We start from the raw sequence: 21,926 nt of genomic DNA on the forward strand, positions 1-21,926 counted from the left end.
GGATCCGGGCAAAACGTCGATAGCCTTTTCCGGTGAAGATCGGCGTGAACGTCCCCAACTTCGGTCCCGGCACCGACCCCGGCGTGCTGCGCGCGTGGGCGCGCACGGTGGAAGGCCTCGGCTTCGACCTGCTGATGGTGTCCGACCACGTCGCGATCACGCCCGACGTCGCCGGCCAGTACCCGGCGCCGTTCTACGAGCCGTTCACGACGCTGTCGTGGCTCGCGGGCGTCACCGAGCGGGTGCGGCTCGGCACCACCGTGCTGGTCGTGCCGTACCGGCACCCCCTGCTGGTGGCCCGGATGGCGGCGAACCTCGACGCGCTCAGCGGCGGCCGGCTGGTGCTCGGGGCCGGGATCGGCTGGGCCAAACAGGAGTTCGCCGCGCTCGGCGTGCCGTTCGAGCAGCGCGGGAAGCTCACCAGCGAGTACCTGCGGGCGATCCGTGCGGCCTGGGCCGATCACGACGACTACCGCGCCGGCCCGATCCCGCTGTGGCTCGGCGGGCACAGCGACGCCGGGCTGCGCCGCGCGCTCGAGCTCGGCGACGCGTGGCACCCGCTGCGGATGACGATGGCCGGGTTCCGGGAAGGCTTGGCGCGCCTGGAAACCCTGGCCGGCGACCGGCCGGTGCCGGCGTTCGCGCCGCGGATCCTCTTGCGGCTGACCGGAACACCGGTGAGCGGGCCGGACCGGCGCGCCGGCGAAGGAACGCTCGACCAGGTCGTCGACGACCTGGCGCAGCTGCGGGCACTGGGGGCGGACACCGTCGTGCTCGACCCGTTCGACGCGGACCCGGCCGAGACCCTCCACCCGGAGGTCGCTTGGCGAGACCTCGCGGCGATCGCCGCGTCCTGGAAGGAGAACCGGTGAAGGACACCGAAGAAGCCCTGCTGCGCCGTGCGATCGAGCTCGCCCGCGAGGCGCGGGAGGAACACGGCAACCCGCCGTTCGGGTCGCTGCTGGCCGACGCCGAGGGCAACGTCCTGGCCGAGGACCGCAACACGTCGTTGACCGACAACGACATCACGGCGCACCCGGAGCTGAAGCTCGCCCGCTGGGCGGCGCAGAACCTGGACCCGGAAACCGCGGCGGCGACGACGATGTTCACGAGCACGCAGCCGTGCGGGATGTGCACCGGCGCGATCGAGCGGTCCGGGCTCGGCCGGGTCGTCTACGCGCTATCGTCGGAGCAGTTCCTCACCCTGCGCCCGCCGGTGACGTGGGGCTACAAATCGGAGGGCCCCGCGCTGTTCGACGAGGCCCGCGTGCCGGTCGAGGGCTACTACAGGTGACAAGCTACGAGGTGCGCCCGGTGGCGCGCGTCGCGTCGGCGCTGACGGACCGCGCGTCGGCCCCGAAACAGGGCGACGAAGGCGCCCCACCGGCCCGGGTGGTGTTCGCCCCGGAGTACCACCCGGCGGCGGCCGACCTCCACCCGGGCGACCACCTGGTCCTGCTGACGTGGCTGCACGAAGCCGACCGCGAAGTCCAGGCGGTGCACCCGCGCGGCGACCCGGACCGCCCGCGCGAAGGGGTGTTCTCGACCCGTTCGCCGGACCGCCCGAACCCGATCGGCCTCCACACGGTGACGGTGACGGCGGTCGAGAACGGCGTGCTGATGGTGACGGGCCTGGAGGCGATCGACGGCACGCCGGTCCTGGACGTGAAGCCGGTCCTGGGCGAGGTGGCCGGCCGCTGACCCGGTCGATCACGATCGGGGCACTCGGGTAACGACCGCCGGTTTCCACCCGACCTCCTTCGTGCGATCGGCGTAAGCCCGAGCGCCGAACGGAGGAACCGCGATGACCGACGCGTTCGAGCCCGTACTGCCGGAAACGTGGCCGCCGCCCGTGCGGACCAGGACGAATCCCTGGCACCTCGTGCTCGCGGCCGTCGCGGGCGGGGCCCTGGTCGGCGCCCTGTGGGTGGGACTCGATCTGGCCGGTGCCGGCGCGCCCATCAGCCCGCCCGGCACTTCCGGGGAGGCGTTCGACCTCCGCGGCACGTTCACGCTGAACAGCGGCGGGTACGGCTACAGCACCTGCGGCGGCTCCGGCGGCTACTCGGACATCACCACCGGAACCGCGGTCACCGTGTACAACGCCGCGGGAACCGTGCTGTCCCAAGGAGCGCTGGGCACCGGGCGGCCGAACGGCGCCGGCAGCTGCGTGTTCACCCTGTCCGCGCCGAACGTGCCGGCGGGCGAGAAGTTCTACCTCGTCGAGGTGTCCCACCGGGGCCGGATCATGGTTCAGCCCGAGGACGCGCGGAACGGCAACGTCGCCCTCAGCCTGGGCAGCTGATCAGTAGTCCTTGAAGCCCTTCCCGGTCTTGCGGCCCAGCCGCCCAGCGGTCACGAGGTGCTCCAGCAGCGGTGCCGGCGCGAAGCCCTCCTCGCGGAACTCGTTGTACAGCGTCCGCTGGATCGCCAGGGACACGTCCAGGCCGACGACGTCCAGCAGCTCGAACGGCCCCATCGGCAGGCCGCAGCCCACCTTCATGGCCGTGTCGATGTCGTCCGCGCCCGCGTAGTGGGCCTCCAGCATCTTCACCGCGTCGTTCAGGTACGGGAACAGCAGCGCGTTGACGATGAAGCCCGCGCGGTCTCCACAGTGGACCGCGTGCTTGCCCACGGCCGTGCAGACCGCGCTCGCCGTCGCGACGACGTCCGGGGCCGTCGCGATCGTCGAGACCACCTCGACCAGCTTCATCACCGGGGCCGGGTTGAAGAAGTGGAGGCCGATCACGTCGGCGGGGCGCGACGTCGCCGCCGCGCACTCGATCACCGGTAGCGAGGACGTCGTCGTCGCCAGAACAGCGCCTGGGCGGACGACCTCGTCGAGCGCCGCGAACACCGCCTGCTTCACCGACAGCTCCTCGGCCACCGCCTCGACGACCAGGTCGACGTCGGCCAGCGCTTCGAAGTCGGTCACCGGGGTGATCCGCGCCAAGGCGGCCGCACCGTCCTCTTCGGACAGTTTGCCGCGCACCACGGCCTTGTCGAGCGACTTCTTGACGCGAGCCACCGACGCCTGCGCCTTCTCCAGGCTCCGGGCGCGCAGCACGACGTCGAGGCCGCGCTTGGCGAACACCTCGGCGATGCCGGTCGCCATCGTCCCGGTGCCGACCACGCCCACGCGGGCGACCGGGCGCGGCGGCACCGAGTCCACAGTGGACACGGCCGCCGACGCGACCACGTTGGGCGAGTCCGGCGCGTCGTAGGTGTAGAAACCGCGGCCGGTCTTGCGGCCCAGCAGGTTCGCCGTGATCATCTGCTTGAGCAGCGGCGCCGGCGCGTGCAGCCGGTTGCGGGACTGGTGGTACATCGTGTCGAGGATTTCGTACGCGGTGTCCAGCCCGATCAGGTCGAGCAGCGCCAGCGGGCCCATGGGATAACCGCAGCCGAAGCGCATCGCCGCGTCGAGGTCCTCGCGCGTCGCGTAGCGCTGCTCGTACATCCGCACCGCGTGGTTGAGGTAGCCGAACAGCAGCGCGTTCGCGATGAACCCGGCCCGGTCGCCGATCACCACCGGCACCTTGCCGAGCCGCTCGGCGAACGCGACCACGTCGGTGACCACCTCCGGCTCGGTCACCACCGTCTTGACGATCTCGACGAGCTTCTGCACCGGCGCCGGGTTGAAGAAGTGCATCCCGACGACCTTGCCCGGCCGCGCGGTGTGCACGCCGATCTCGGTGATCGACAGCGACGACGTGTTGGACGCGAACACGACCTCGGGCCGGGTGATCTTGTCCAGCTCGGAGAAGACGTCCGCCTTCAACCCCAGGCTCTCCGGGATCGCCTCGATAACCAGGTCCACTTCGGACAGGTCCGACAGCGAAGTGCCGTACCGGACCCGGCCCAGCAGCGCCTCCCGGCCGGCGGCGTCGAGCTTGCCGCCCGAGAGCGCGCGTTCGGTGGAGTGCTCCAGGTGCCCGCGGCCGCGGGCGACGCCGGCCTCGTCGAGCTCGACCGTGACGACGTCGAGCCCGCTGCGCGCGAGCACTTCGGCGATGCCGGCCCCCATCGTGCCCAGGCCGACCACTCCGACCGTCGAGATGTCCCGCGCCATCGAGGCCTCCAGAGATGTTACTCGCTGGTAATTGGCCCCGATGCTGCCACACCGAACCGCCGGAAGCCCAGACGGAATCGAGTCAGAACGGCGGACGTCACCCGGTCGGCGACCCCGGATCACTCGCCGAAATTGCCGTCCACCAGCTCTTTCGCCTTGTCCAGCGCGGCTGCGGCCTGCGGGCCGCGCGCCCGCACGCGGATCCGGTCACCCTGGCGGGCGCCCAGCGACATCAGCGCCAGCACGCTGTGCCCGTCGGCCTCCTGGTCGCCGAGCCGGACGCTGACCTCGGCGTCGAACGCGCTCAGCGCGCGCACCAGCACCGCGGCCGGGCGCGCGTGCAGCCCGACCTCGTTGTGCAGCACCAGCTCGATCTCGTCGCCCTCGCCGGCGGCCGGTTCGGTGAGCGTCAGGTCCTCGGGCATCCCGGCCGCGGCGGCGGCCTCCGCCACGGCTTTGCGGTCCTGGCCCGCCTGCGCCGCGACCGCGGCCGCGATCGCGCCTTCGACCAGCGGGCCGTCCGCGACGACGGCGGCCGAGGGGTCGGCCAGCGACTCGACGGCGAGCTCGGCGGTCATCTGCGCGCTGCCGAGGTCGTAGAGCAGCACGACGCCGTCGCCGGAATCGGCGCGCTGGGTGGCGGCGACGACCTCGTCGTAGTCCGTGCCGATCGAGCCGTCGGAGAGGCCGCCGGCCGCCGTGATGGTGACGTCCGGGGCCATCTGGGCGGCCAGCTCGGCCAGGCCTTCCGCGAGCTTCGCGCTGTGCGAAACGAGCACGATGCCGACGCTCACCGGGCGGCCTCCGCGAACGCGCGCAGCAGCAGCGCCGACGACCGGGCACCGGGGTCGAGGTGCCCGACCGCCCGCTCGCCGAGGTAGGACGCCCGGCCCTTGCGCGGCACCAGGTCCACTGTGGACTCCGCGCCGCGATCGGCGGCGTCGGCCGCCGCGGTCAGCACCGCGGCGACGTCCCCGCCGTCCCCGGCCGCCTTCTCCGCGGCCGACACCGCCGGGATCAGGGCGTCGACCATGGTCGCGTCGCCGCCCACGGCCTTGCCGCGGGCCTGGACGCCTTCGAGCCCGGCGCGCAACGCGTCCAGCAGCGCCGGGACGTCGAGCTCGGACGCGGTGCCCAGCATGGCCGACGCCCGCAGGAAGGCCGTGCCGTACAACGGGCCGGCCGCCCCGCCGACCTTGGAGATCAACGTCGTCGCGACGAGCTTCAGCACCCCGCCCGGAGTGTCCGGAACAGCGGAGTCGAGGGCCGCGACGACGGCGGTGAACCCGCGGTTCAGGTTCTCGCCGTGGTCGCCGTCGCCGATCGCGCGGTCGAGGTCGATCAGCTCGGCGCGGTGCTCGGCGACGACGGCCGCGGCGGCGCGCACGGCGGCCGCGACCCCGTCGGCCTTGCAGGTCATCAGAGCCCCCACCGCAGGGCCGCGGTGTTGACCGGTGCGTCCCAGAGCTCGGTCAGCTCGTCGTCCAGTTTGAGCAACGTCAGACTCATCCCCTGCATCTCGAGGCTGGTGATGTAGGGCCCGACCAGCCGGCGTTCGACCACGATCCCACGCTCGGCGAGCAAGCGCTCAGCGATGCCGTGGGCCAGGTAGAGCTCGACGAGCGGAGTGGCCCCCATCGAGTTGGTGAACAGCAGCACGCGGTCACCCGAGGAGAACGGCAGATCGGACACGACCGCCTCGACCAGCCGCGCCACCAGCGCGTCGGCCGGTTCGAGCGGGATCCGTTCGCGGCCCGGCTCGCCGTGGATGCCGATGCCGAACTCGATCTCGCCGTCGCCGAGGTCGAAGCTGGGGGTGCCGGCGTGCGGCACGGTCGGCGCGGTCAGCGCGACGCCGATCGAGCGCACCTGGCCGATCACCTTCTCCGCCAGCGCGGTCACGGCGTCGAGGGAGTCGCCGCGCTCGGCGGCCGCGCCGGTGATCTTCTCCAGCAGCACCGTGCCGCCGACCCCGCGGCGGCCCGCGGTGTAGGTCGAGTCCTTGACCGCGACGTCGTCGTCGATCACGACGCTGCGGACCTCGAGGCCCTCGGCCGCGGCCAGCTCGGCGGCCGTCTCGAAGTTCAGCACGTCGCCGGTGTAGTTCTTCACGATGAGCAGGGCGCCCGCGTCGCCGGTGGTCGCGGTGACGGCGGCCTGCACGGCGTCCGGCGTCGGCGAGGTGAACACCGCCCCGGGCACGGCGGCGGCGAGCATGCCCGGGCCGACGAACCCGCCGTGCAGCGGCTCGTGCCCGGACCCGCCGCCGGAGATGACCGCGACCTTGCCCGCGACCGGCGCGTCGGCGCGCACCACGACGTCGGGGTCGTACTGGACGCGGAGGACGTCGGCGTGCGCGGCGGCGAGGCCCCGCAGCGACTCCGCGACGACGTTCGCCGGATCGTTGATGATCTTCTTCACGGCAGCCTCCGGCGCATCGGCGGGTGGGGTGACCCCTTCCTACCTCTCCGCGCGGCCGACCGCCAGATCAGGGTTTCGGCAGCTTCGTAACGACGTTCTTGGCGACGGCTACCGCCTTGCCGCACGGATCGTCGGAGTCCGCTTGGGCGGCGTAGCTGCGGTAGTCCACTTGGGCCAGTTCGACGTCGTCGCCCTGCCACGGCCGGTGCTGCCACTCGACCTCGCACTCCGACGAGCTCGCCGTCCCCTTCTTCTGGAAGCCGGTGATCCCGCCGCCGAGGTCCACCTTGGAGTATCCGTCTCCCTCGAGGGGCGGGAGGCCGGGCAGGAACTCGACGGTGATGGTCGGGTCGGTGCCGTTGCTCTTCCAGTCGCAGGAGTGCAGGCCGGTGGGCGCGGACTTCGGCGACGGCACGGCGGCGGTCACCGCCGCGGTGTCGGCGGCCGCGCACGGGTCGGCGGTCAGGACGGTGCCCGACGGCGTCGAGTACTTCTCCGGCCCGTTGTGCACCTTCTGGACCGCGGCTTCCATCACGGCTTGACCGGGACGGCACGGGTCGCCGGGGTAGGTGACCGACAGCGTCAGGGCCAGGTCGGGGTTGAGCGCCGTCATCGCCGCGACCGTGCAGCTGGTGTCGTCGGTCTTGTTGACGCGCAGCGGCAGCCCGCCCACCTGGCCGGTCGTCTTGTCCGCGCGCGGCAGCAGCGTGTTGCCGATCTCGAACTCGAGCCGGATCTCCTTGCCACCCGGGTCCTTCACCTTGTTGCTGCACCGGTCGAAGGCGATCGACGACGGCGACGGGTCCGCGTCGACCGTGCCGAGCCCGAGCGAGCCGAGGGCGTCCTTGGTCAGGAACTGGCACGGCTTGATCGTGCGCAGCACGTTCGCCGCCACGGCGGCGTCGGTGATCGGGCCGTCGGAGACCTGGCCGGTGCCGGCCGCCGCGGGCACCGTCGTCCGCGCGAAGTTGGACTTGCCGAGGTCCTGCCCGCACGCGGTCAGCGGCAGCGCGAGGGCGGTGACCAGCAGGAACAGCTTCGGGAGACGGCGGCGCCGAGCGTCAGGGAGCACGCGGTGCACGGTATCCGGAACCGCGTGTCCCTGTCCGGGCAACCCGGCTATTCGGCCGCGGCCGCGGGTGTGTCGTCGCTCTCGGGCTCGGCCGGCACGACCAGCGGCCGGACGCGGGCCCAGATGATGAACAACGCGGAGACCACCAGCATGCCGATGCCGGCCCAGAGGTTGATGTTGACGCCGGCGGCCTTGGCGATCTCCTCGTCGGAGGTGAAGGCCGCACCCATGATCGTCAGGATGATCCCGTAGACGCCGATCAGCAGGGCGATGATCAGCCGGATGTCGAAGGCGCCGGCCTTGCGCGGCCGCGCTCCGGATTCGGTAGCCATTGCGGCCTCCTCAGAAGATCGCGTTGAGGGCGATGGTCAGGATGAGCACGATGCCCGCGAGCAGGCCCGGCTTGCGGTACCAGCCCGCGTTCTCGCCGGTGTCGTCGTGCTTGCGCGTCTCCTTCGGGGTCAGCGAGTAGACCAGCCCCACCAGCTCTTCGTCCGGCTTCGGCTTGGTCGCCAGCGACACCACGACGCTCACCACGATGTCGACGACGAACGCGACACCCGCGGCGACGAAGCTGGTGCCCTGCCCCTCCAGGCCGATGTACCCCGCCTGCGACATGCCCCAGATCGTGATCGCCGACGCGGTACCGAGCACCAGGCCGCTCCAGCCGGCGTGCGGGGTCATCCGCTTCCAGAACATGCCGAGGATGAACGTCGCGAACAGCGGCGCGTTGAAGAAGGAGAACAGGTCCTGCAGGTAGTTCAGGATGTTCCCGGAGTTCGACGCGATGAACGCGGTGCCGATGGCGAGGATCGTGCCGACCGACGTCACCACGCGCCCGAGGCGCAGGTAGTAGCCGTCCGGCTTGTCCTTTTTGATGTAGGTCTGCCAGATGTCGTACGTGAAGACCGTGTTGAACGAGCTGAGGTTCGCCGCCATGCCGGCCATGAAGGAGGCCAGCAGGCCGGCGATCGCGATGCCGAGCATGCCGTTCGGCAGCAGGTCGCGCATCAGCAGCAGCAGCGCGTTGTTGAACGTGACGCCGCTTTCGGCCTTGCCTCCGTCGAGCAGCACCTGCTTGTCCTTGACGTACTCGGACACGGTGACCGCAGCGATCATGCCGGGGATGATCACGATGAACGGGACCAGCATCTTCGGGAACGCGCCGATGATCGGCGTGCGCCGCGCGGCGGACATGCTCTTCGACGCCATCGCGCGCTGGACCTCGACGAAGTTCGTCGTCCAGTAACCGAACGACAGCACGAAGCCCAGACCGAACACGATGCCGAGAATCGACAGGATGTTGTTGCCGAAGCCGGTGAGGTTGTCACCCGGCCAGGAGTGCAGCTGCGCGGTGCCGCCCGGGCTGTTGGTCACCTTGTCGACCAGGCCCTGCCAGCCGCCGACCTTGACCAGGCCGATGATCGTCAGCGGCACCAGCGCGATGACGATCACGAAGAACTGCAGCACCTCGTTGTAGATCGCGGCGGAGAGGCCGCCGAGCGCGGTGTAGGAGAGCACGATCGCGGCGGCGACGATGATCGACACCCACAGCGGCCAGCCGAGCAGGAGGTTGACCACGCTGGCCAGCAGGAACAGGTTCGCGCCCGCGATCAGGATCTGCGCGGCGGCGAAGCTGACGCCGTTGACGAGGTGGGCCGGCTTGCCGAAGCGCCGGCGCATGAACTCAGGGACGCTGCGGACCTTCGAGCCGTAGTAGAACGGCATCATCACGATGCCGAGGAACAGCATCGCCGGGATCGCGCCGATCCAGAAGTAGTGGACGGTCGGCAGGCCGTACTGGGCGCCGTTGGCCGACATGCCCATCACCTCGACCGCGCCGAGGTTCGCCGAGATGAATGCCAGGCCGGTGACCCAGGCGGGTAGCGACCGGCCCGACAGGAAGAAGTCGAGACTGCTCGACACCTGCCGCCGCGCCAGGTACCCGATACCGAGCACGAGCACGAAATAGAACGCCAACTCGATGTAGTCGATCGCGCTCGCGTCGAGTCGCAGGTTCGCATCGGCTAGGACGAGCACCCGACCCACCTCTTTTCAAACTGGACAACAACCCACAGGAATCACCACTGTCCTGTCGGATCCGGACAGTACTGCATGGATTCAGGGTCGGCACGCTGACGTGTCCAAAGTGGCCGGAGGGCGCGTCTCCCCAGCCCGTGAGCTGGGAAAACGCGCCCTCTTGTTGGTGCGCCGCGGGAGCGGTGGCGGATCAGCGGTCGGTCGGGACCCCGATCTCGCCCTCTTCGTCGATCAGCTTGGCCAGCACTTCGTCGGGCAGGTAGGTGCGGTGCGGGTAGCCCGGGCCCCACGAGTTGAGCAGCGGCACGGCGCCGAGTTCGTCCGCGCGCGGGTTGGCGAGCACGGAGTGCACGTCGTCGACCGACTTGGCCCAGCGGAACGCCTTGATGCCCTGCTTGGCCTCGGGCACGTACTTCTCGCGCGCCTGCCAGTCGTCGTTCTTGAACGAGTCGTCCCAGAGAACGTGCCCGGCTTCCTTGAGCACCTCGGCGGCGGCCCGCACCGACGTGCCGTTGTCGTCGCCGGGGTTGGTTTCGGGCCATTCGTCGCGCTTCTTGGCCGAGTCCCAGAGCCAGCGGGCGGTGTACTCGCTGCCGTTGAAGATCGACATGCACCGCGACCAGCCGAACCCGACGCAGGCGCCTTCCTTGCCCTGGTCGTAGAAGCCGTACCAGGCATCGGTGTCCGGGGTGCCGCCCGGTTCGAGGCAGACGCAGTGCCCGCCCCGGATCCGGCCGAGCTTCCCGACGCCGGCTTTGGCGATGAAGAACTCCCCGGAGGTCTCGTCCTGCTCCGGCTTGTCGAAGGCGGAGTACCAGTTGACCCCGATCACGACCGGCGCCCGGGTGGGCCGGTCGTCGTCGGACAACGCGGTCAGCGGGTACCGTTCGACGTGCCGCCAGTCGTCCGGAATGAACCGCCCGAGCCGTGGATCGGCCGGATCGGAACCGAGTGGGCGATAACGCATGACATCCTCCTCCGTGCAGGCGAAAACGCGCGCACACCGGCCGGACGAAGTGGCGCACCCCGAGCTCGAAGGCGGATCGGAAACGTAGGCACGACAGAGAAAAGACGGCCGAGCACACCACCCTCCGGCCACGCCGGACGCACCGGCGGAACCCCTCGAAATAAGTGTGCCACTCGCCGGCGGGAAAGGATCCCGAACTCACCCGAACAGCGCATAAATCCAGGTCAGAATGGGCTGGATAACTACGCGTCCACCTATCGGGTCAACGATTTCCTTGCGGAGTAATCAGGCGGGAAACGAGATACGGGAATCCGGCATCGATTCGGTATCAGTGTTTCAGTAACAGCCAGGAGCGGCCGGGCGACTCCTGGGCGTCGCGCGGTGACTGGAGAGTCATGCGTTCCGCCACAACGGCCCGGGAGATCTGGCGGACGGCGTCATCGCGATCCTTCGGCGGCTTGCGGCTGACCGGGACCGCGGTTGTCGAGGGCGCCGGCGACCGAGCTCTGCGCCACTCCCTGACGGGACTGTCCGCGAGGGTCGAGATCCGGAGCGCCCGGACCGGTCGCGTCACGGTTCCCAGGGTGCCGTTCCTCGGAATCCTCGCGCTGGCGGTCAAGAAGGAGCAGTACGACACCGAAGTCAACCTGGTCATCGAAGGGCGGGGAACGAGACTCGAACGAGCGGTGAGCCTCCGCAAGCACCCGGACGGCGCGGACGTGGCGCGAGAGTTCGCCGAGCAGCTGAATCACCTCAACGCGCACCCCGCGTCGAACCGCCGCGAGCAAAGCCGGCCGCGGGGCGGCCAGGAGCGCTTCGACGTTGCCCTGCTCAACGCGGGCGCCCGTCAGGTCGAAGTCGTGCGGGCGGTCCGCCACCTCGTGCGGGGCATCGGTCTGATCGATGCCAAGGAACTGGTGACCGGCACCCCGTCGAACTGCTGCGGCCCTCAGTCCGCCACCCGCCGGAACCGCGGCACCACACCACCAGCCGTCTCGACCGGCTCGGTGAACATCGCCTCCGGGCGCACCCACAGCCCCCGCGCGCCGTACAGCGCCCGGTACACCACCAGCCGCTCCTCGGTCTCGCTGTGGCGCGCCACCCCGATGACCTCGTACTCGCCGCCCTTGTAGTGGACGTACCGGCCCGGCTCCACCTCAGAACAGCCGGAACTCGTCGGACTCGATGCCGCGCAGCTCGTCGTAGTCCAGCGTCAAACAGCGGATCCCGCGGTCCTCGGCCAGCGTCCGGGCCTGGGGCTTGATGATCTGGGCCGCGAACACCCCCTGGACCGGCGCCAGCAGCGGGTCGCGGTTGAGCAGCTCCAAATACCTCGTCAGCTGCTCGACGCCGTCGATTTCGCCGCGACGCTTGATCTCCACCGCCACCGACTTGCCGTCCGCGTCGCGGGCCATGATGTCTACCGGGCCGATCGCCGTCGGGAACTCGCGGCGGACCAGCGTGTAGCCGTCGCCCAGCGTCTTGATGTGCTCGGCCAGCAGCTCCTGCAGGTGTGCTTCCACGCCGTCCTTCTGCAGGCCCGGCTCCGCGCCCAGTGCTTGCGAGTAGTCGTGGAAGACCTCCTCGATGGAGATCACCAGCTTCTCGCCCTGCTTGTTCTCGACGATCCAGATCTTGCCGTCCTCGATCAGCCAGCAGGGCGGGCTCATCCAGTTCAACGGCTTGTACGCACGGTCGTCGGAGTGGACCGACACCGAGCCGTCGGACTTCACGAGCAGCAGACGGGTGGCCATCGGCAGGTGGGCGGTGAGCCGGCCGGCGTAGTCGACCTGGCACCGCGCGATCACGAGACGCACCCGAGGAGGGTAGGACAGGGTCGGTGATACTGGGTGCGTGGACCCCATTCAGCGTGTCGCGTCCCGCGAGGTGTACCGGAACAACTGGATGACCGTGCGCGAGGACGACATCCGCCGCCCGGACGGCTCGGCCGGCGTCTACGGCGTGATCGACAAGCCGGACTACGCCCTCGTCATCGCCCAGGACGGCGACCGGTTCCGGCTGGTCGAGCAGTTCCGCTACCCGCTCGGCGAACGCCGCTGGGAGTTCCCGCAGGGCACCGCGCCCGGCCTCGCCGACACACCGCCCGCCGAGCTCGCCGCGCGCGAGCTGCGCGAGGAGACGGGCCTGCGCGCCGGCTCGATGGTGCCGCTCGGCAAGCTCGACGTCGCCGCCGGCATGAGCAGCCAGCGCGGCTGGGTGTTCCTCGCCACGGACATCACCGAGGGCGAACCCGAGCGCGAGCACGAAGAACAGGACATGAAAAGCGCGTGGTTCTCCCGCGCGGACCTCGAGAAGATGATCCTGGCCGGGGAGATCACCGACGCGCAGTCGGTCGCCGCGTGGGCGCAGCTCATGCTCTTCGAGCGGCACCGGCCTTGAGCATCCCGCGGATCACCAGGTGGTGGAACGGTTTGATCAGCGCGAAGTAGGCCGGCCCGACGCGGTTGTGGAAGTGCACCAGCGTGCCGAGCCGGAACCCGCGGGGCACCGCTTCGACCGTCAGGTACCCGGTCAGGTGACTGTCGTCCACGCCCGCGACGAGGTACCGCGAAGGATCGCCGGCCCGGACGGTGAAGAACGCGACCCGGTCGCCCGGCGCGAACCCGACGTCCTCCGGCCGGAGCCGGCCCGACCGCGGCACGGACGCGGTGTCCAGCCGCAGCGCCTTGGCGAGCACGTACCGGACGCCGAACAGGGCCTTCACCCAGGCCGGCGACCAGCCGAACACGCCCGCGACGAACTCGCGCAGGCTGTTCTCGCTCTCGATCTCCTTGAATTCGACGTAGTCCGCGCCTTCGGCGAACGGTTCGGTCATTTTCGTCTCCCCAGTACGAGTTCCAACGCGTTCTTGAGCTGCCGCCCGGACAGCGGCGGCACGACCTGCCCGGCGCCGACGACGATCAGGTACAGCGCCTGCGCCAGGCCGGCGTCGCCGCTGACCTCGGTCAGGTAGGCCACGCGCGTCCGGTCGACGCGTTCCTGGACCACCCTCGCCTCGGCGTCCTGCAGGGCCCAGGCCCGCACGGCGATCTCCAGCCCGAGGCCTGGACCCGGCGCGAGGACGAGCTTCAGCAGCGCGCCCAGCCTGTCGTCCGGGGCCGCGTCGGCCTGCTCCACGAACCGCGTCGTGCGCTCGGCCTCGAAGTGCGCCAGCAGGGCCGTGCGGAAGCCGCCCGTGCCCTTGAAGTGGTGGTAGAAGGAGCCTTTCGACAGGCCGAGCCGCTCGGTCAGCCGCTCGATGGTCACCGACGGCGCGCCCTGCTCCGCCAGCAGCACCAACCCCGCGTCCAGCCAGTCCCGCTTGCTCGCCATGGCCATACCATACCGTATGGTACGGCCGGCGGGCACGAAAATGGAGCTTTCACGTGAAAGCTGCGGATCAGTCGGGCCAGGAGGGCTTGCGCTTCTCGAGGAACGCGGCCATGCCTTCGCGGGCGCCCGGCAGCTGCGACGCCGATGCCATGACCTCCAGCGCGATCGCGTAGGCGTCGGCTTCGGGCCGGTCGAGTTGGGCGTACAGGGTCACCTTGCCCATCGTCTTGCTCGCGCGGCTGCCCCGCGTCGCGCGGCCCAGCAGCTCCGCGACGGCGTCGTCCAGCTGGTCGTCGGGCACGACCCGGTTGACCAGGCCCCAGTCCAGCGCGGTGGGCGCGTCGATGACGTCGCCGGTCAGGGCCAGCTCCATCAGCCGCTTGCGGCCGATCGAGCGCGCCACCGGGACCGCCGGCGTGTGGCAGAACCAGCCGCCCTTGCCGCCGGGCAGCGCGAAGCCCGCGGATTCGGCCGCGATCGCCAGGTCGCACGACGCCACGAGCTGGCAGCCCGCCGCCGTCGCCAGGCCGTGCACCCGCGCGATGACGACCTGCGGCACCGACTGCATGGTCTTCATCAGGTCCGTGCACAGCGTGAGCAGCTCGCGCACGCCCATCAGATCGCGCGCGGCGACGTCGCCGAAGTCGTGGCCGGCCGAGAACACCGGGCCCGCCCCGGCCAGGACGATGCCGGTCGCGTCGGACGTCCCGGCCTCGTGGAACGCGGCGAGCAGCTCGGCCAGGTGGTCCGCGGACAGCGAGTTGCGCCGCGCCGCGCGGTTCATCGTGATCGTGACGGTGTCGCCGTCGCGCTTGACCAGGATGTGTTCGTACTCGGTCATGCCTCGACCGTAACTCTTCGGAACGTGCGCCGATAGCTGTCCGGCCCGACGCCGACTTCGGCGTGCATCCGGCGGCGCAGGTTCGCCGCGGTGCCCAGCCCGGACCGCTCCGCGACGCGGTCGACCGGCAACGACGTCGTCTCCAGGAGCTGCTGCGCGAGCCGGACGCGTTGCACGCGCAGCCAGCGCCCCGGCGTCACGCCGGTCGCCGCGGCGAACTCGCGGTGGAACGTCCGCTCGCTCATCCGCGCGTGCCCGACGAGGTCGTCGACGCCGATCCCGGACCCGAGCCGCGCCAGCGCCCAGTCCATTGTGGACGACAAGCCCGGCTGCGTCGCGGCCGGCACCGGGCTGTCGATGTACTGCCGCTGCCCGCCTTCCCGCGCCGGCGGCATCACCAGCCGGCGCGCGAGCAAAGCGGCGACGTCCGCGCCGTGGTCGCGGCGCACCAGGTACAGGCAGAGGTCGAGGCCACCGACGACACCCGCGGACGTCAGGACGCCGCCGTCGTCGGTGTAGAGCACGTCCCGCTGGAGGTCCGCCCGCGGCGCGACGCGGGTCAAGGCGTCGAAGTCGCGCCAGTGCGTCGTCGCCGGGCGGCCGTCGAGGAGACCGGCGGCGGCCAGCGTGAACGCGCCGGAGCACAGCCCCGCGACCGTGCGCCCGTCCCGGTGGGCCCGGCGCAGCGCGGTGACGGCGACCGGCGGCACCGGCGCGAGCGGGTCGTCGCGGCCCGGCGCCAGGACGAGGTCGCAGCCGTCGAGGCCGGCGAGCCCGTGCGTGGCCGCGACGTCCCCGAACGGCGACACGGCCGTGCGCCCCCGGCCCGGGCTGCACAACCGCACGGTGAACGGGCCGATCCCGCTGTCGGTGCGGTCCTGGCCCCAGACCTCGCCGATCACCGCGAGGTCGAACATCCGGGTGCCCGGCAGGAGCAGAACGCCGATGGTGCGCATGGCAGGAAAGTACCGCATCGCGCGTCTTCTGCCACTCCCCCCGAGCGCCCAAAGCCCGCGAAACTCGACGTCATGACCGAAACAGCACTCATCCTGATCGACGTCCAGCGCGGGTTCGACGAGGCGGATTTCTGGGGCCCGCGCAACAACCCCGGTGCCGAAGCGAACATGAAGGCGCTGCTCGACGCGTGGCAGGAACGGCGGCTGCCCGTCGTGCTCGTGCACCACGACTCCGCGAAACCGGACTCGCCCCTGCGGCCCGGCCAGCCGGGCAACGACTTCAAGCCCGAACTCGCCGGCGCGCGCCCGGACCTCGTGTTCGGCAAGAAGGTCAACTCGGCGTTCCTCGGCGACGTCGACCTCGACGCGTGGCTGCGCAAGCGCGGCATCACGAGCTTCGTCCTGGCGGGCATCCAGACGAACTTCTGCTGCGAAACCACCGCGCGGATGGGCGGGAACCTCGGCTATGACGTGACTTTCGCCCTCGACGCCACGTTCACGTTCGACCTCCCGGAGGTGACCGCCGACGAGCTGTACCGCGTCACGGCGGCGAACCTCGCCAACCAGTTCGCCACCGTGAAGTCCACAAAGGACATTCTGGCCGGGCTCAGCTGAGCCCGTTGCGCTCCCGGACCAGCGAGACGATGCCGTCCATGATCTCGGTCAGCTCGTAGTCCTTGGGCGTGAACACCCGGGCGATGCCGCGTTCGGTCAGGAGCGCGGCGTCGTCCGGCGGGATGATCCCGCCGACGATCACCGGGACGTCCCCGGCGCCCGCGGCACGCAGGCCGTCGACGACGTGCGGGACGACCTCCAGGTGCGAGCCGGACAGCACCGAGAGCCCGACGACGTGCACGCCCTCCTGCACGGCGGCCGCGACGATCTGCTCGGGCGTCAGCCGGATGCCCTGGTAGACGACCTCGAACCCGACGTCACGCGCGCGGACGGCGACCTGCTCGGCGCCGTTGGAGTGGCCGTCGAGCCCCGGCTTGCCGACCAGGATCCGCAGCCGTTCGCCGAGTTCGGTCTCGGTTTCCCGGACCCGGGACCGGACGCGCTCGATCTGCGGGTCACCGCCACCGGCAGCAGCGGCGGAAACCCCGGTGGGCGCGCGGTATTCGCCGAACACCTCGCGCAGCGCGCCGGACCACTCGCCGGTGGTCACGCCGGCCCGCGCACAGTCCACAGTGGCCTCGAACAGGTTTTCCGTGGTCTGCGCGCGGTCCTTCAAAGCGGCCAGGGAGCGCTCCACGGCGGCGTCGTCGCGCTGGGTGCGCCACTCCTCGATCGCCGTGACGGCGGCCTTTTCGACGGCGGGGTCGATCGTCTCGATCGCCTTGGCGCCCTCGGCTTGCAGCGGCGACGGCTCGGTCGTCTCGAACTTGTTGACCCCGACCAGAATCCGCTCGCCGTTCTCCATGCCCCGGCGGTATTCGGCGAGCGAGCCGACCAGCTGCGACTTCATGTAGCCGCTCTCGACGGCGGCGACCGCGCCCCCGAGGTCCTGCACGCGGGCGATCTCCTCGCGCGCGCCGGTCATGATCTCGTCGACCTTGGCCTGGATGACGTGCGAGCCGTCGAAGATGTCCTCGTACTCCAGCAGGTCGGTCTCGAACGCGAGCACCTGCTGCATGCGCAGCGCCCACTGCTGGTCCCACGGCCGGGGCAGGCCGAGGGCCTCGTTCCACGCCGGCAGCTGGATCGCGCGGGCACGAGCGCCGCGGGACAGCGACACCGCGAGCATCTCCAGCACGATCCGCTGGACGTTGTTCTCCGGCTGGGCTTCGGTGAGCCCGAGCGAGTTGACCTGGACGCCGTAGCGCAGCCGGCGTGCCTTCGGATCCGTTACGCCGTAACGGTCCCGCGTGATCTCGTCCCAGAGCGCGGTGAACGCGCGCATCTTGGACATCTCCTCGACGAACCGGACGCCGGCGTTGACGAAGAACGAGATCCGCGCGACGACCTTGGCCATGTCGGCCGGCTCGACCTGCCCGGAGTCGCGGACGGCGTCGAGCACGGCGATCGCGGTGCACAGCGCGTAGGCGACCTCCTGCGTCGGCGTCGCGCCGGCTTCCTGCAGGTGGTAGCTGCAGATGTTGATCGGGTTCCACTTCGGCACGTGGTGCACGGTCCACGCGATCATGTCGGTGATCAGCCGCAGGCTCGGCCCCGGCGGGAAGATGTAGGTCCCGCGGGACAGGTATTCCTTGATGATGTCGTTCTGCGTGGTGCCGGTGAGCTTCGCGAGGACTTCGTCGACGTCCCGGCCCTCGGCTTCGGCCTGCTCGCGCGCCACGGAGACGTACAGCGCGAGCAGCCACATGGCGGGCGCGTTGATCGTCATCGACGTGTTCGCCTCGGCGAGCGGGATGCCGTCGAAGAGGCGCCGCATGTCGCCGATGTGCGACACCGGCACGCCGACCTTGCCGACCTCACCGCGCGAGAGCTGGTGGTCCGGGTCGTAGCCGGTCTGGGTGGGCAGGTCGAAGGCGACCGAGAGGCCGGTCTGCCCCTTCGCGAGGTTCCGGCGGTAGAGCTCGTTCGACGCGGCCGCGGAGGAGTGCCCCGCGTAGGTCCGCATCACCCACGGTCGGTCTCGCTCGCGGTCCGTTGGGTACGGCACTGGGCACCTCCGGCGGTGGACGTTTCGTCGAGTGTACCGACCGGTAACTTAACGTGGCAGTGGAATCGAACACGTCCGGGTGACTCAGGCCTGGGCGTGTGCGATCAGCTCACGCACCCCTTCGGCGTCCGGCACGGCGGACAGCACGATCGGGAGCGGTTGGTTCTTCTTCGGCAAGCCGAAGCCGAGGACGTCGATCGTCTCGACCAGCGGGTGAAAGGTGAGCGTGCCGAGGCCGTCGCGGCGGAGGGAGGTGACCGCCGGGGTGGTCAGGTCCATCCACTTGCGGGTGTGGCCCGAGACGCGGTCGGCCACGACGACCCGCTGATCGGTCACCGCGTAGACCGCACGGTGCGTCGTCCACAGCCGCCAGAGCACCGGCCCCCAGACGACAGCGAACCCGAGGGTCGCCAGGAACAGGAACGTGGCGCCGAGGGCGGCGAACACGACCGACACCAGGACCGAGCCGAAGCCGAGCCGGCACCACTCCCAGCCGGTCGGGACGACCCGGCGCGGCCGCCCCGACCACAACAGCCGCTCGCCCGGCTCCAGGACGATGATCGGCTCCCCCACGGCGACCTCCCCGGCGTTCGTTGCCGGGCAGACGCACGAGAAGGCCGTGCCGGTTGCCTTCAGGCGGCGGAGCTGTCCGGCGCCTGGCGGGACTTGGCCTCCTCGATGGCCTTCACGAGCAGGTCGCGCAGGCGCTTGGGCTCGCCGATGCCCATCAGCGTCACGGTTCCCGGCCCGGCGAAGGAAAGCGTGCCGGTGCGGGACGGGCCCGGCTTGAGCACCGGCTCTGGCAGGCCGGCGAGCTCGCTCGAGCGTTCCTTCTGCCGGAACAGGCCCGAGCGCGCGATGATCCGGCTGTCGGTCACGGCGTAGGTCGTGCGCCCGAGCGCGAGGTACCGGACGGCCGACCGGCCGACGGCGCCGTAGAGCCCGACCACCAGGACGACGACCGCCCCGGCCATGGCGCCCCCGCTGGGCTGCTTCACCAGCAGGAACCACAGGGCGGCGACGGCGAGGATGACTCCGGCAGGGGCGATCACCCCGTCCGCGGCGACGTAGAACGGGCGCTGGACCGGCTCTCCCGCCCAGAGCACGCGCTCCCCGGGTAGAAGATCGATTTCCCCTGCTGACATGGCCGAACACTACTCTGCCGCGGCCGCTCCCGCCGAGCCCTGAGCGCGCTGCGAGGACCCGCGCACGCTCAGTGCACTGTGACCGAAATCCGCGAGACCGGACGTGTCCGCTCAATTAGCGTGGGCAGCTGTGACGTGGAGTGCTTACGGCAGTTACCTGCTCATCGTGGTCCTGATCGTGCTCGCCCCGGGCCCGGACACGATGGTGATGCTGAAGAACGCGCTGTCCGGCGGATTCCGCGGCGGACTGCTCGCGTCGCTGGGCATCTTCGCCGGCAACGCCGTCCAGGGCAGCGCCGCGGCGCTCGGGCTCGGCGTGCTGATCGCGCGGTCGCAGCCGGTGTTCCTCGCGCTCAAGTGGGCCGGCGCGGCCTACCTCGTCTTCCTCGGATTCCAGGCGCTGCGCGGGGCGTTCCGCGGCAACTACGACGTCGTCGGGGACGCGCAGCGCCGGCGGGGCGGCGGGTTCCGGCGGTTCCGCGAGGGGTTCCTCTCCAACGTCACGAACCCGAAGGTGCTGGTGCTGTACCTGTCCGTGCTGCCGCAGTTCCTGACGCCGTCGTCGACGCTCGGCGACTCGCTCGTGCTGGCCTACACGGTCGCCGTGCTCGGCGGGCTGTGGCTGCTGGTGCTGCTGCTGTTCGTGCACCGCGTGCGCGAGTGGCTGGGCCGCCGCCGCGTCCGCCGTACGCTGGACGGCGTCACCGGCACCGCGCTGCTCGGGTTCGGCGCCGCCCTCGCGTGGGAGTCCTGATGACGTGGAGCACCTACCTCGGGTTCGCCGGGATGATGGCGTTCCTGGCGATGATGCCCGGCCCGGACACGATGGTCGTCCTGAAGAACGCCCTGACCGGCGGCGCCCGCGGCGGCGGCTGGGCGTGCGCGGGCATCAGTGTCGCGAACTTCCTGCAGGGCACGGCGGTCGCGTTCGGGCTGGGCGCGGTGATCACGCGCTACCGGCCGTTGTTCGAGACGGTGAAGTGGCTGGGCGCGGCCTACCTGGTGTTCCTGGGGATCCAAGCCCTGCGCGGAGCTTGGCGCGGGAACTACGAAGCCCTCGACGACGTCCGCCGCGCCCGCGGCACCCGGAGCCGCCGGTTCCGCGAGGGGTTCCTGTCGAACATCACCAACCCCAAGGTGATCGTGCTGTACCTGTCGGTGCTGCCGCAGTTCCTCACCCCGGCGTCGACGTTCGCCGACTCGCTCCTGCTGGCGTACACGGTCGCGGCGCTCGGCGTGGTGTGGCAGGTGCTGCTGTTGCTGTTCGTGCACCGGGTCCGCGGGTGGCTGGAGCGCCGCCGCGTCCGCCGCGCCATGGACGGCGCGACGGGCGCGGCTCTCGTCGGCTTCGGTGCGGCGCTCGTCTTCGAAGGCTGATTCAGGACCCGCAGCGCCAGCGGACGGGACCGGTGTCGCCGTCGCCGCGGCCGAAGACCGTGCCGTCGTCGCCGATGAGGTCGGCCGACGCCGAAGCCGCGCCGGCGGGCAGCGGCAGCTTCGCGACCAGGCTCGTGCCCTGCCACACCGCGGGCGGGCCGTCCCAGGCCCCGAGCCGGCCGGCGATCGTGCCGTGGTGGTTGACGCTTTCGGCTTCGCCGCCGCCGTCGAGCAGGTGCGGCGCGTCCTGCGACCAGAGCACGGCCTTCGGGCCGGCGGGGTCGAGCACCGTGCCCACGGCGGTGCCGTTGCTGATCTCCCGGGTCAGCACCGGGGTCCCGGGGGACGGCGGCTGCGGGGTGAGGGTGCCCGACCGCCAGAGGTAGGCCGAATACCCGTCGCCGAGCAGGATCGTGCCGTCCTCGTCGATGTCCACCGCGGACGCCCAGGGCAGCTCGGGCGGCGAGATGACGATCGGCCCCGCGGCGAGCACCGACCACAGGATCACGACGCTGCCACCCGGCACACTCGCGGTGGCCACGACGTCACCGCGGTCGTTGATCGCGTCCGCGCGCGCGTTCCGGTAGCCCGCGGGCAGCCGGACCGGTTCGTACGTTCCGTTGCGGTACAGGAAGATCTGCTGGGTCGCCGGGGTGGTCGCGAAGGACGTGGCGTTCACCAGCACGGTCCCCGACCGGGTCTGGCCGGCGGGCACCGCCGAGTCGAAGCCCTCCGGCAGGTCGAGCTGCCGCGGCTCGCCGTGCTCCCACAGCACCACGCCGAACGCGCTCTGGCCGACGAACGTGCGGCCCGAGAAGTTCCCCTCGCCGTCCGTCGCGTCGACGTAGTAGGAGCGGGGCTCGGCGAAGGGCGGTACCGGGACCGGCTCGGCCCGCCAGGTGCAGGACGCCCCCGGCGGTGCCGGATCGGCCGCCGCCGGAACCGCCGGGACGACGGCCAGGGCCAGCCCGGCCAGCCCCGCCGCCGTGGTTCGCTTGAACAGGTTCATGAAGGTCCCCCTCGGTCACTCGGTCGACGGCACCACGCGCCGGCGCCGTTCGCCGTTGAGTCCCCGGGAC

Annotated in this window: 26 protein-coding genes and 1 pseudogene; 9 read left to right on the forward strand and 18 right to left on the reverse strand. The window is 71.0% G+C overall.

All coding sequences use genetic code 11. The features are described from left to right. Window positions 1-32: 32 nt before the first annotated feature. The 4 genes from BLV96_RS13915 (at window position 33) to BLV96_RS50305 (ending at window position 2,305) form a co-directional block, all read left to right on the forward strand. Window positions 33-872, forward strand: a complete 840-nt coding sequence (locus tag BLV96_RS13915) for an LLM class flavin-dependent oxidoreductase (RefSeq protein WP_086672565.1) — start codon at window positions 33-35, stop codon at window positions 870-872. After that, window positions 869-1,294 carry a nucleoside deaminase gene (locus BLV96_RS13920; RefSeq protein ID WP_086672567.1) on the forward strand — a complete coding sequence of 142 codons (426 nt, stop codon included), beginning with the start codon at window positions 869-871 and terminating at the stop codon, window positions 1,292-1,294. The genes BLV96_RS13915 and BLV96_RS13920 overlap by 4 nt, the downstream gene beginning before the upstream one ends. Continuing rightward, window positions 1,291-1,701 (forward strand): tRNA (N6-threonylcarbamoyladenosine(37)-N6)-methyltransferase TrmO, encoded by a 411-nt coding sequence (tsaA, locus tag BLV96_RS13925; protein WP_244180215.1) that lies wholly within the window; start codon window positions 1,291-1,293, stop codon window positions 1,699-1,701. The genes BLV96_RS13920 and tsaA overlap by 4 nt, the downstream gene beginning before the upstream one ends. A gap of 103 nt (window positions 1,702-1,804) precedes the next feature. After that, window positions 1,805-2,305 (forward strand): hypothetical protein, encoded by a 501-nt coding sequence (locus tag BLV96_RS50305; RefSeq protein ID WP_208608229.1) that lies wholly within the window; start codon window positions 1,805-1,807, stop codon window positions 2,303-2,305. Here BLV96_RS50305 and BLV96_RS13935 read toward each other — a convergent pair whose 3' ends face one another. The 8 genes from BLV96_RS13935 to BLV96_RS13970 all read right to left on the reverse strand — a co-directional run bounded on the left by BLV96_RS13935 (window position 2,306) and on the right by BLV96_RS13970 (window position 10,572). Next, a complete protein-coding gene (locus BLV96_RS13935) occupies window positions 2,306-4,072 on the reverse strand; it encodes a 3-hydroxyacyl-CoA dehydrogenase family protein (protein ID WP_086672569.1) in 1,767 nt (588 codons plus the stop codon). Window positions 4,073-4,191: 119 nt separating this feature from the next. Further along, window positions 4,192-4,866, reverse strand: coding sequence for a dihydroxyacetone kinase phosphoryl donor subunit DhaM (gene dhaM / locus BLV96_RS13940; protein WP_086672571.1), 675 nt, complete (start codon window positions 4,864-4,866; stop codon window positions 4,192-4,194). Further along, complete coding sequence (dhaL, locus tag BLV96_RS13945) at window positions 4,863-5,492, reverse strand: dihydroxyacetone kinase subunit DhaL (protein ID WP_086672573.1); 630 nt, start codon at window positions 5,490-5,492, stop codon at window positions 4,863-4,865. The genes dhaM and dhaL overlap by 4 nt, the downstream gene beginning before the upstream one ends. After that, window positions 5,492-6,493, reverse strand: a complete 1,002-nt coding sequence (gene dhaK, locus BLV96_RS13950; protein ID WP_086672575.1) for a dihydroxyacetone kinase subunit DhaK — start codon at window positions 6,491-6,493, stop codon at window positions 5,492-5,494. The genes dhaL and dhaK overlap by 1 nt, the downstream gene beginning before the upstream one ends. 67 nt (window positions 6,494-6,560) lie before the next feature. Then, a complete protein-coding gene (locus BLV96_RS13955; protein ID WP_244180216.1) occupies window positions 6,561-7,565 on the reverse strand; it encodes a DUF3558 domain-containing protein in 1,005 nt (334 codons plus the stop codon). Between the two features lie 47 nt (window positions 7,566-7,612). Then, on the reverse strand, window positions 7,613-7,897 hold the full coding sequence (locus BLV96_RS13960; RefSeq protein WP_086672579.1) for a hypothetical protein: 285 nt from the start codon (window positions 7,895-7,897) through the stop codon (window positions 7,613-7,615). 10 nt (window positions 7,898-7,907) lie between these two features. Continuing rightward, on the reverse strand, window positions 7,908-9,605 hold the full coding sequence (locus tag BLV96_RS13965) for a sodium:solute symporter family protein (RefSeq protein WP_086672581.1): 1,698 nt from the start codon (window positions 9,603-9,605) through the stop codon (window positions 7,908-7,910). Between the two features lie 190 nt (window positions 9,606-9,795). After that, window positions 9,796-10,572, reverse strand: coding sequence for a hypothetical protein (locus BLV96_RS13970; RefSeq protein WP_086672583.1), 777 nt, complete (start codon window positions 10,570-10,572; stop codon window positions 9,796-9,798). Window positions 10,573-10,967: 395 nt separating this feature from the next. Here BLV96_RS13970 and BLV96_RS50660 point away from each other — a divergent pair. Further along, window positions 10,968-11,495: pseudogene (locus BLV96_RS50660) on the forward strand (ribosomal protein L7/L12); the annotation flags it as partial. A 26-nt stretch (window positions 11,496-11,521) separates the two neighbouring features. On the opposite strand, the gene BLV96_RS49830 reads toward BLV96_RS50660, so the two are convergent. Beyond that, complete coding sequence (locus BLV96_RS49830; RefSeq protein ID WP_158104070.1) at window positions 11,522-11,728, reverse strand: DUF1653 domain-containing protein; 207 nt, start codon at window positions 11,726-11,728, stop codon at window positions 11,522-11,524. Window position 11,729: 1 nt separating this feature from the next. Further along, window positions 11,730-12,389: an endonuclease NucS gene (gene nucS, locus BLV96_RS13980; RefSeq protein ID WP_167379600.1), complete on the reverse strand. Its 660-nt coding sequence runs from the start codon at window positions 12,387-12,389 to the stop codon at window positions 11,730-11,732. 37 nt (window positions 12,390-12,426) lie between these two features. On the opposite strand from nucS, the gene BLV96_RS13985 reads away from it, so the two are divergent. Beyond that, window positions 12,427-12,972: an NUDIX domain-containing protein gene (locus tag BLV96_RS13985; RefSeq protein WP_086672589.1), complete on the forward strand. Its 546-nt coding sequence runs from the start codon at window positions 12,427-12,429 to the stop codon at window positions 12,970-12,972. Here the strand turns inward: BLV96_RS13985 and BLV96_RS13990 are convergent. The 4 genes from BLV96_RS13990 to BLV96_RS14005 all read right to left on the reverse strand — a co-directional run bounded on the left by BLV96_RS13990 (window position 12,944) and on the right by BLV96_RS14005 (window position 15,702). After that, window positions 12,944-13,408: a DUF2867 domain-containing protein gene (locus BLV96_RS13990; protein WP_086672591.1), complete on the reverse strand. Its 465-nt coding sequence runs from the start codon at window positions 13,406-13,408 to the stop codon at window positions 12,944-12,946. The two genes, BLV96_RS13985 and BLV96_RS13990, sit on opposite strands and share 29 nt — an antisense overlap. After that, window positions 13,405-13,905 (reverse strand): TetR/AcrR family transcriptional regulator, encoded by a 501-nt coding sequence (locus tag BLV96_RS13995; RefSeq protein WP_244180217.1) that lies wholly within the window; start codon window positions 13,903-13,905, stop codon window positions 13,405-13,407. The genes BLV96_RS13990 and BLV96_RS13995 overlap by 4 nt, the downstream gene beginning before the upstream one ends. A 67-nt stretch (window positions 13,906-13,972) precedes the next feature. Then, entirely contained in the window at window positions 13,973-14,746 is a 774-nt protein-coding gene (locus BLV96_RS14000; RefSeq protein ID WP_086672595.1) for an enoyl-CoA hydratase-related protein, read from the reverse strand. Further along, window positions 14,743-15,702: a GlxA family transcriptional regulator gene (locus tag BLV96_RS14005; protein ID WP_086672597.1), complete on the reverse strand. Its 960-nt coding sequence runs from the start codon at window positions 15,700-15,702 to the stop codon at window positions 14,743-14,745. The genes BLV96_RS14000 and BLV96_RS14005 overlap by 4 nt, the downstream gene beginning before the upstream one ends. Before the next feature lie 72 nt (window positions 15,703-15,774). Between BLV96_RS14005 and BLV96_RS14010 the strand changes: the two genes are divergently transcribed. After that, on the forward strand, window positions 15,775-16,317 hold the full coding sequence (locus tag BLV96_RS14010; protein ID WP_086672599.1) for a cysteine hydrolase family protein: 543 nt from the start codon (window positions 15,775-15,777) through the stop codon (window positions 16,315-16,317). On the opposite strand, the gene BLV96_RS14015 is transcribed toward BLV96_RS14010, so the two are convergent. From BLV96_RS14015 to BLV96_RS14025, 3 genes are all read right to left on the reverse strand, one after another. Further along, window positions 16,310-18,325 (reverse strand): protein meaA, encoded by a 2,016-nt coding sequence (locus BLV96_RS14015; protein WP_086672601.1) that lies wholly within the window; start codon window positions 18,323-18,325, stop codon window positions 16,310-16,312. The genes BLV96_RS14010 and BLV96_RS14015 overlap by 8 nt on opposite strands. Window positions 18,326-18,409: 84 nt before the next feature. Further along, the gene (locus tag BLV96_RS14020) at window positions 18,410-18,898 is read right to left on the reverse strand and encodes a hypothetical protein (protein WP_086672603.1); all 489 of its coding nucleotides are present in this window, start codon (window positions 18,896-18,898) and stop codon (window positions 18,410-18,412) included. A gap of 59 nt (window positions 18,899-18,957) precedes the next feature. After that, on the reverse strand, window positions 18,958-19,470 hold the full coding sequence (locus tag BLV96_RS14025; RefSeq protein WP_086672606.1) for a PH domain-containing protein: 513 nt from the start codon (window positions 19,468-19,470) through the stop codon (window positions 18,958-18,960). Between the two features lie 130 nt (window positions 19,471-19,600). Here BLV96_RS14025 and BLV96_RS14030 point away from each other — a divergent pair, with 130 nt between their 5' ends. Together BLV96_RS14030 and BLV96_RS14035 are read left to right on the forward strand one after the other, a co-directional pair. Further along, window positions 19,601-20,224 carry a LysE family translocator gene (locus tag BLV96_RS14030; protein ID WP_086672607.1) on the forward strand — a complete coding sequence of 208 codons (624 nt, stop codon included), beginning with the start codon at window positions 19,601-19,603 and terminating at the stop codon, window positions 20,222-20,224. Next, window positions 20,224-20,847 (forward strand): LysE family translocator, encoded by a 624-nt coding sequence (locus BLV96_RS14035; RefSeq protein ID WP_086672609.1) that lies wholly within the window; start codon window positions 20,224-20,226, stop codon window positions 20,845-20,847. Before BLV96_RS14030 ends, BLV96_RS14035 begins: the two co-directional genes overlap by 1 nt. 1 nt (window position 20,848) lies before the next feature. Here BLV96_RS14035 and BLV96_RS14040 read toward each other — a convergent pair whose 3' ends face one another. Beyond that, window positions 20,849-21,856, reverse strand: coding sequence for a hypothetical protein (locus BLV96_RS14040; protein WP_086672611.1), 1,008 nt, complete (start codon window positions 21,854-21,856; stop codon window positions 20,849-20,851). Window positions 21,857-21,926: the final 70 nt, after the last annotated feature.

It is taken from the genome of Amycolatopsis pretoriensis, assembly GCF_900107925.1.
GTDB lineage: Bacteria > Actinomycetota > Actinomycetes > Mycobacteriales > Pseudonocardiaceae > Amycolatopsis > Amycolatopsis pretoriensis.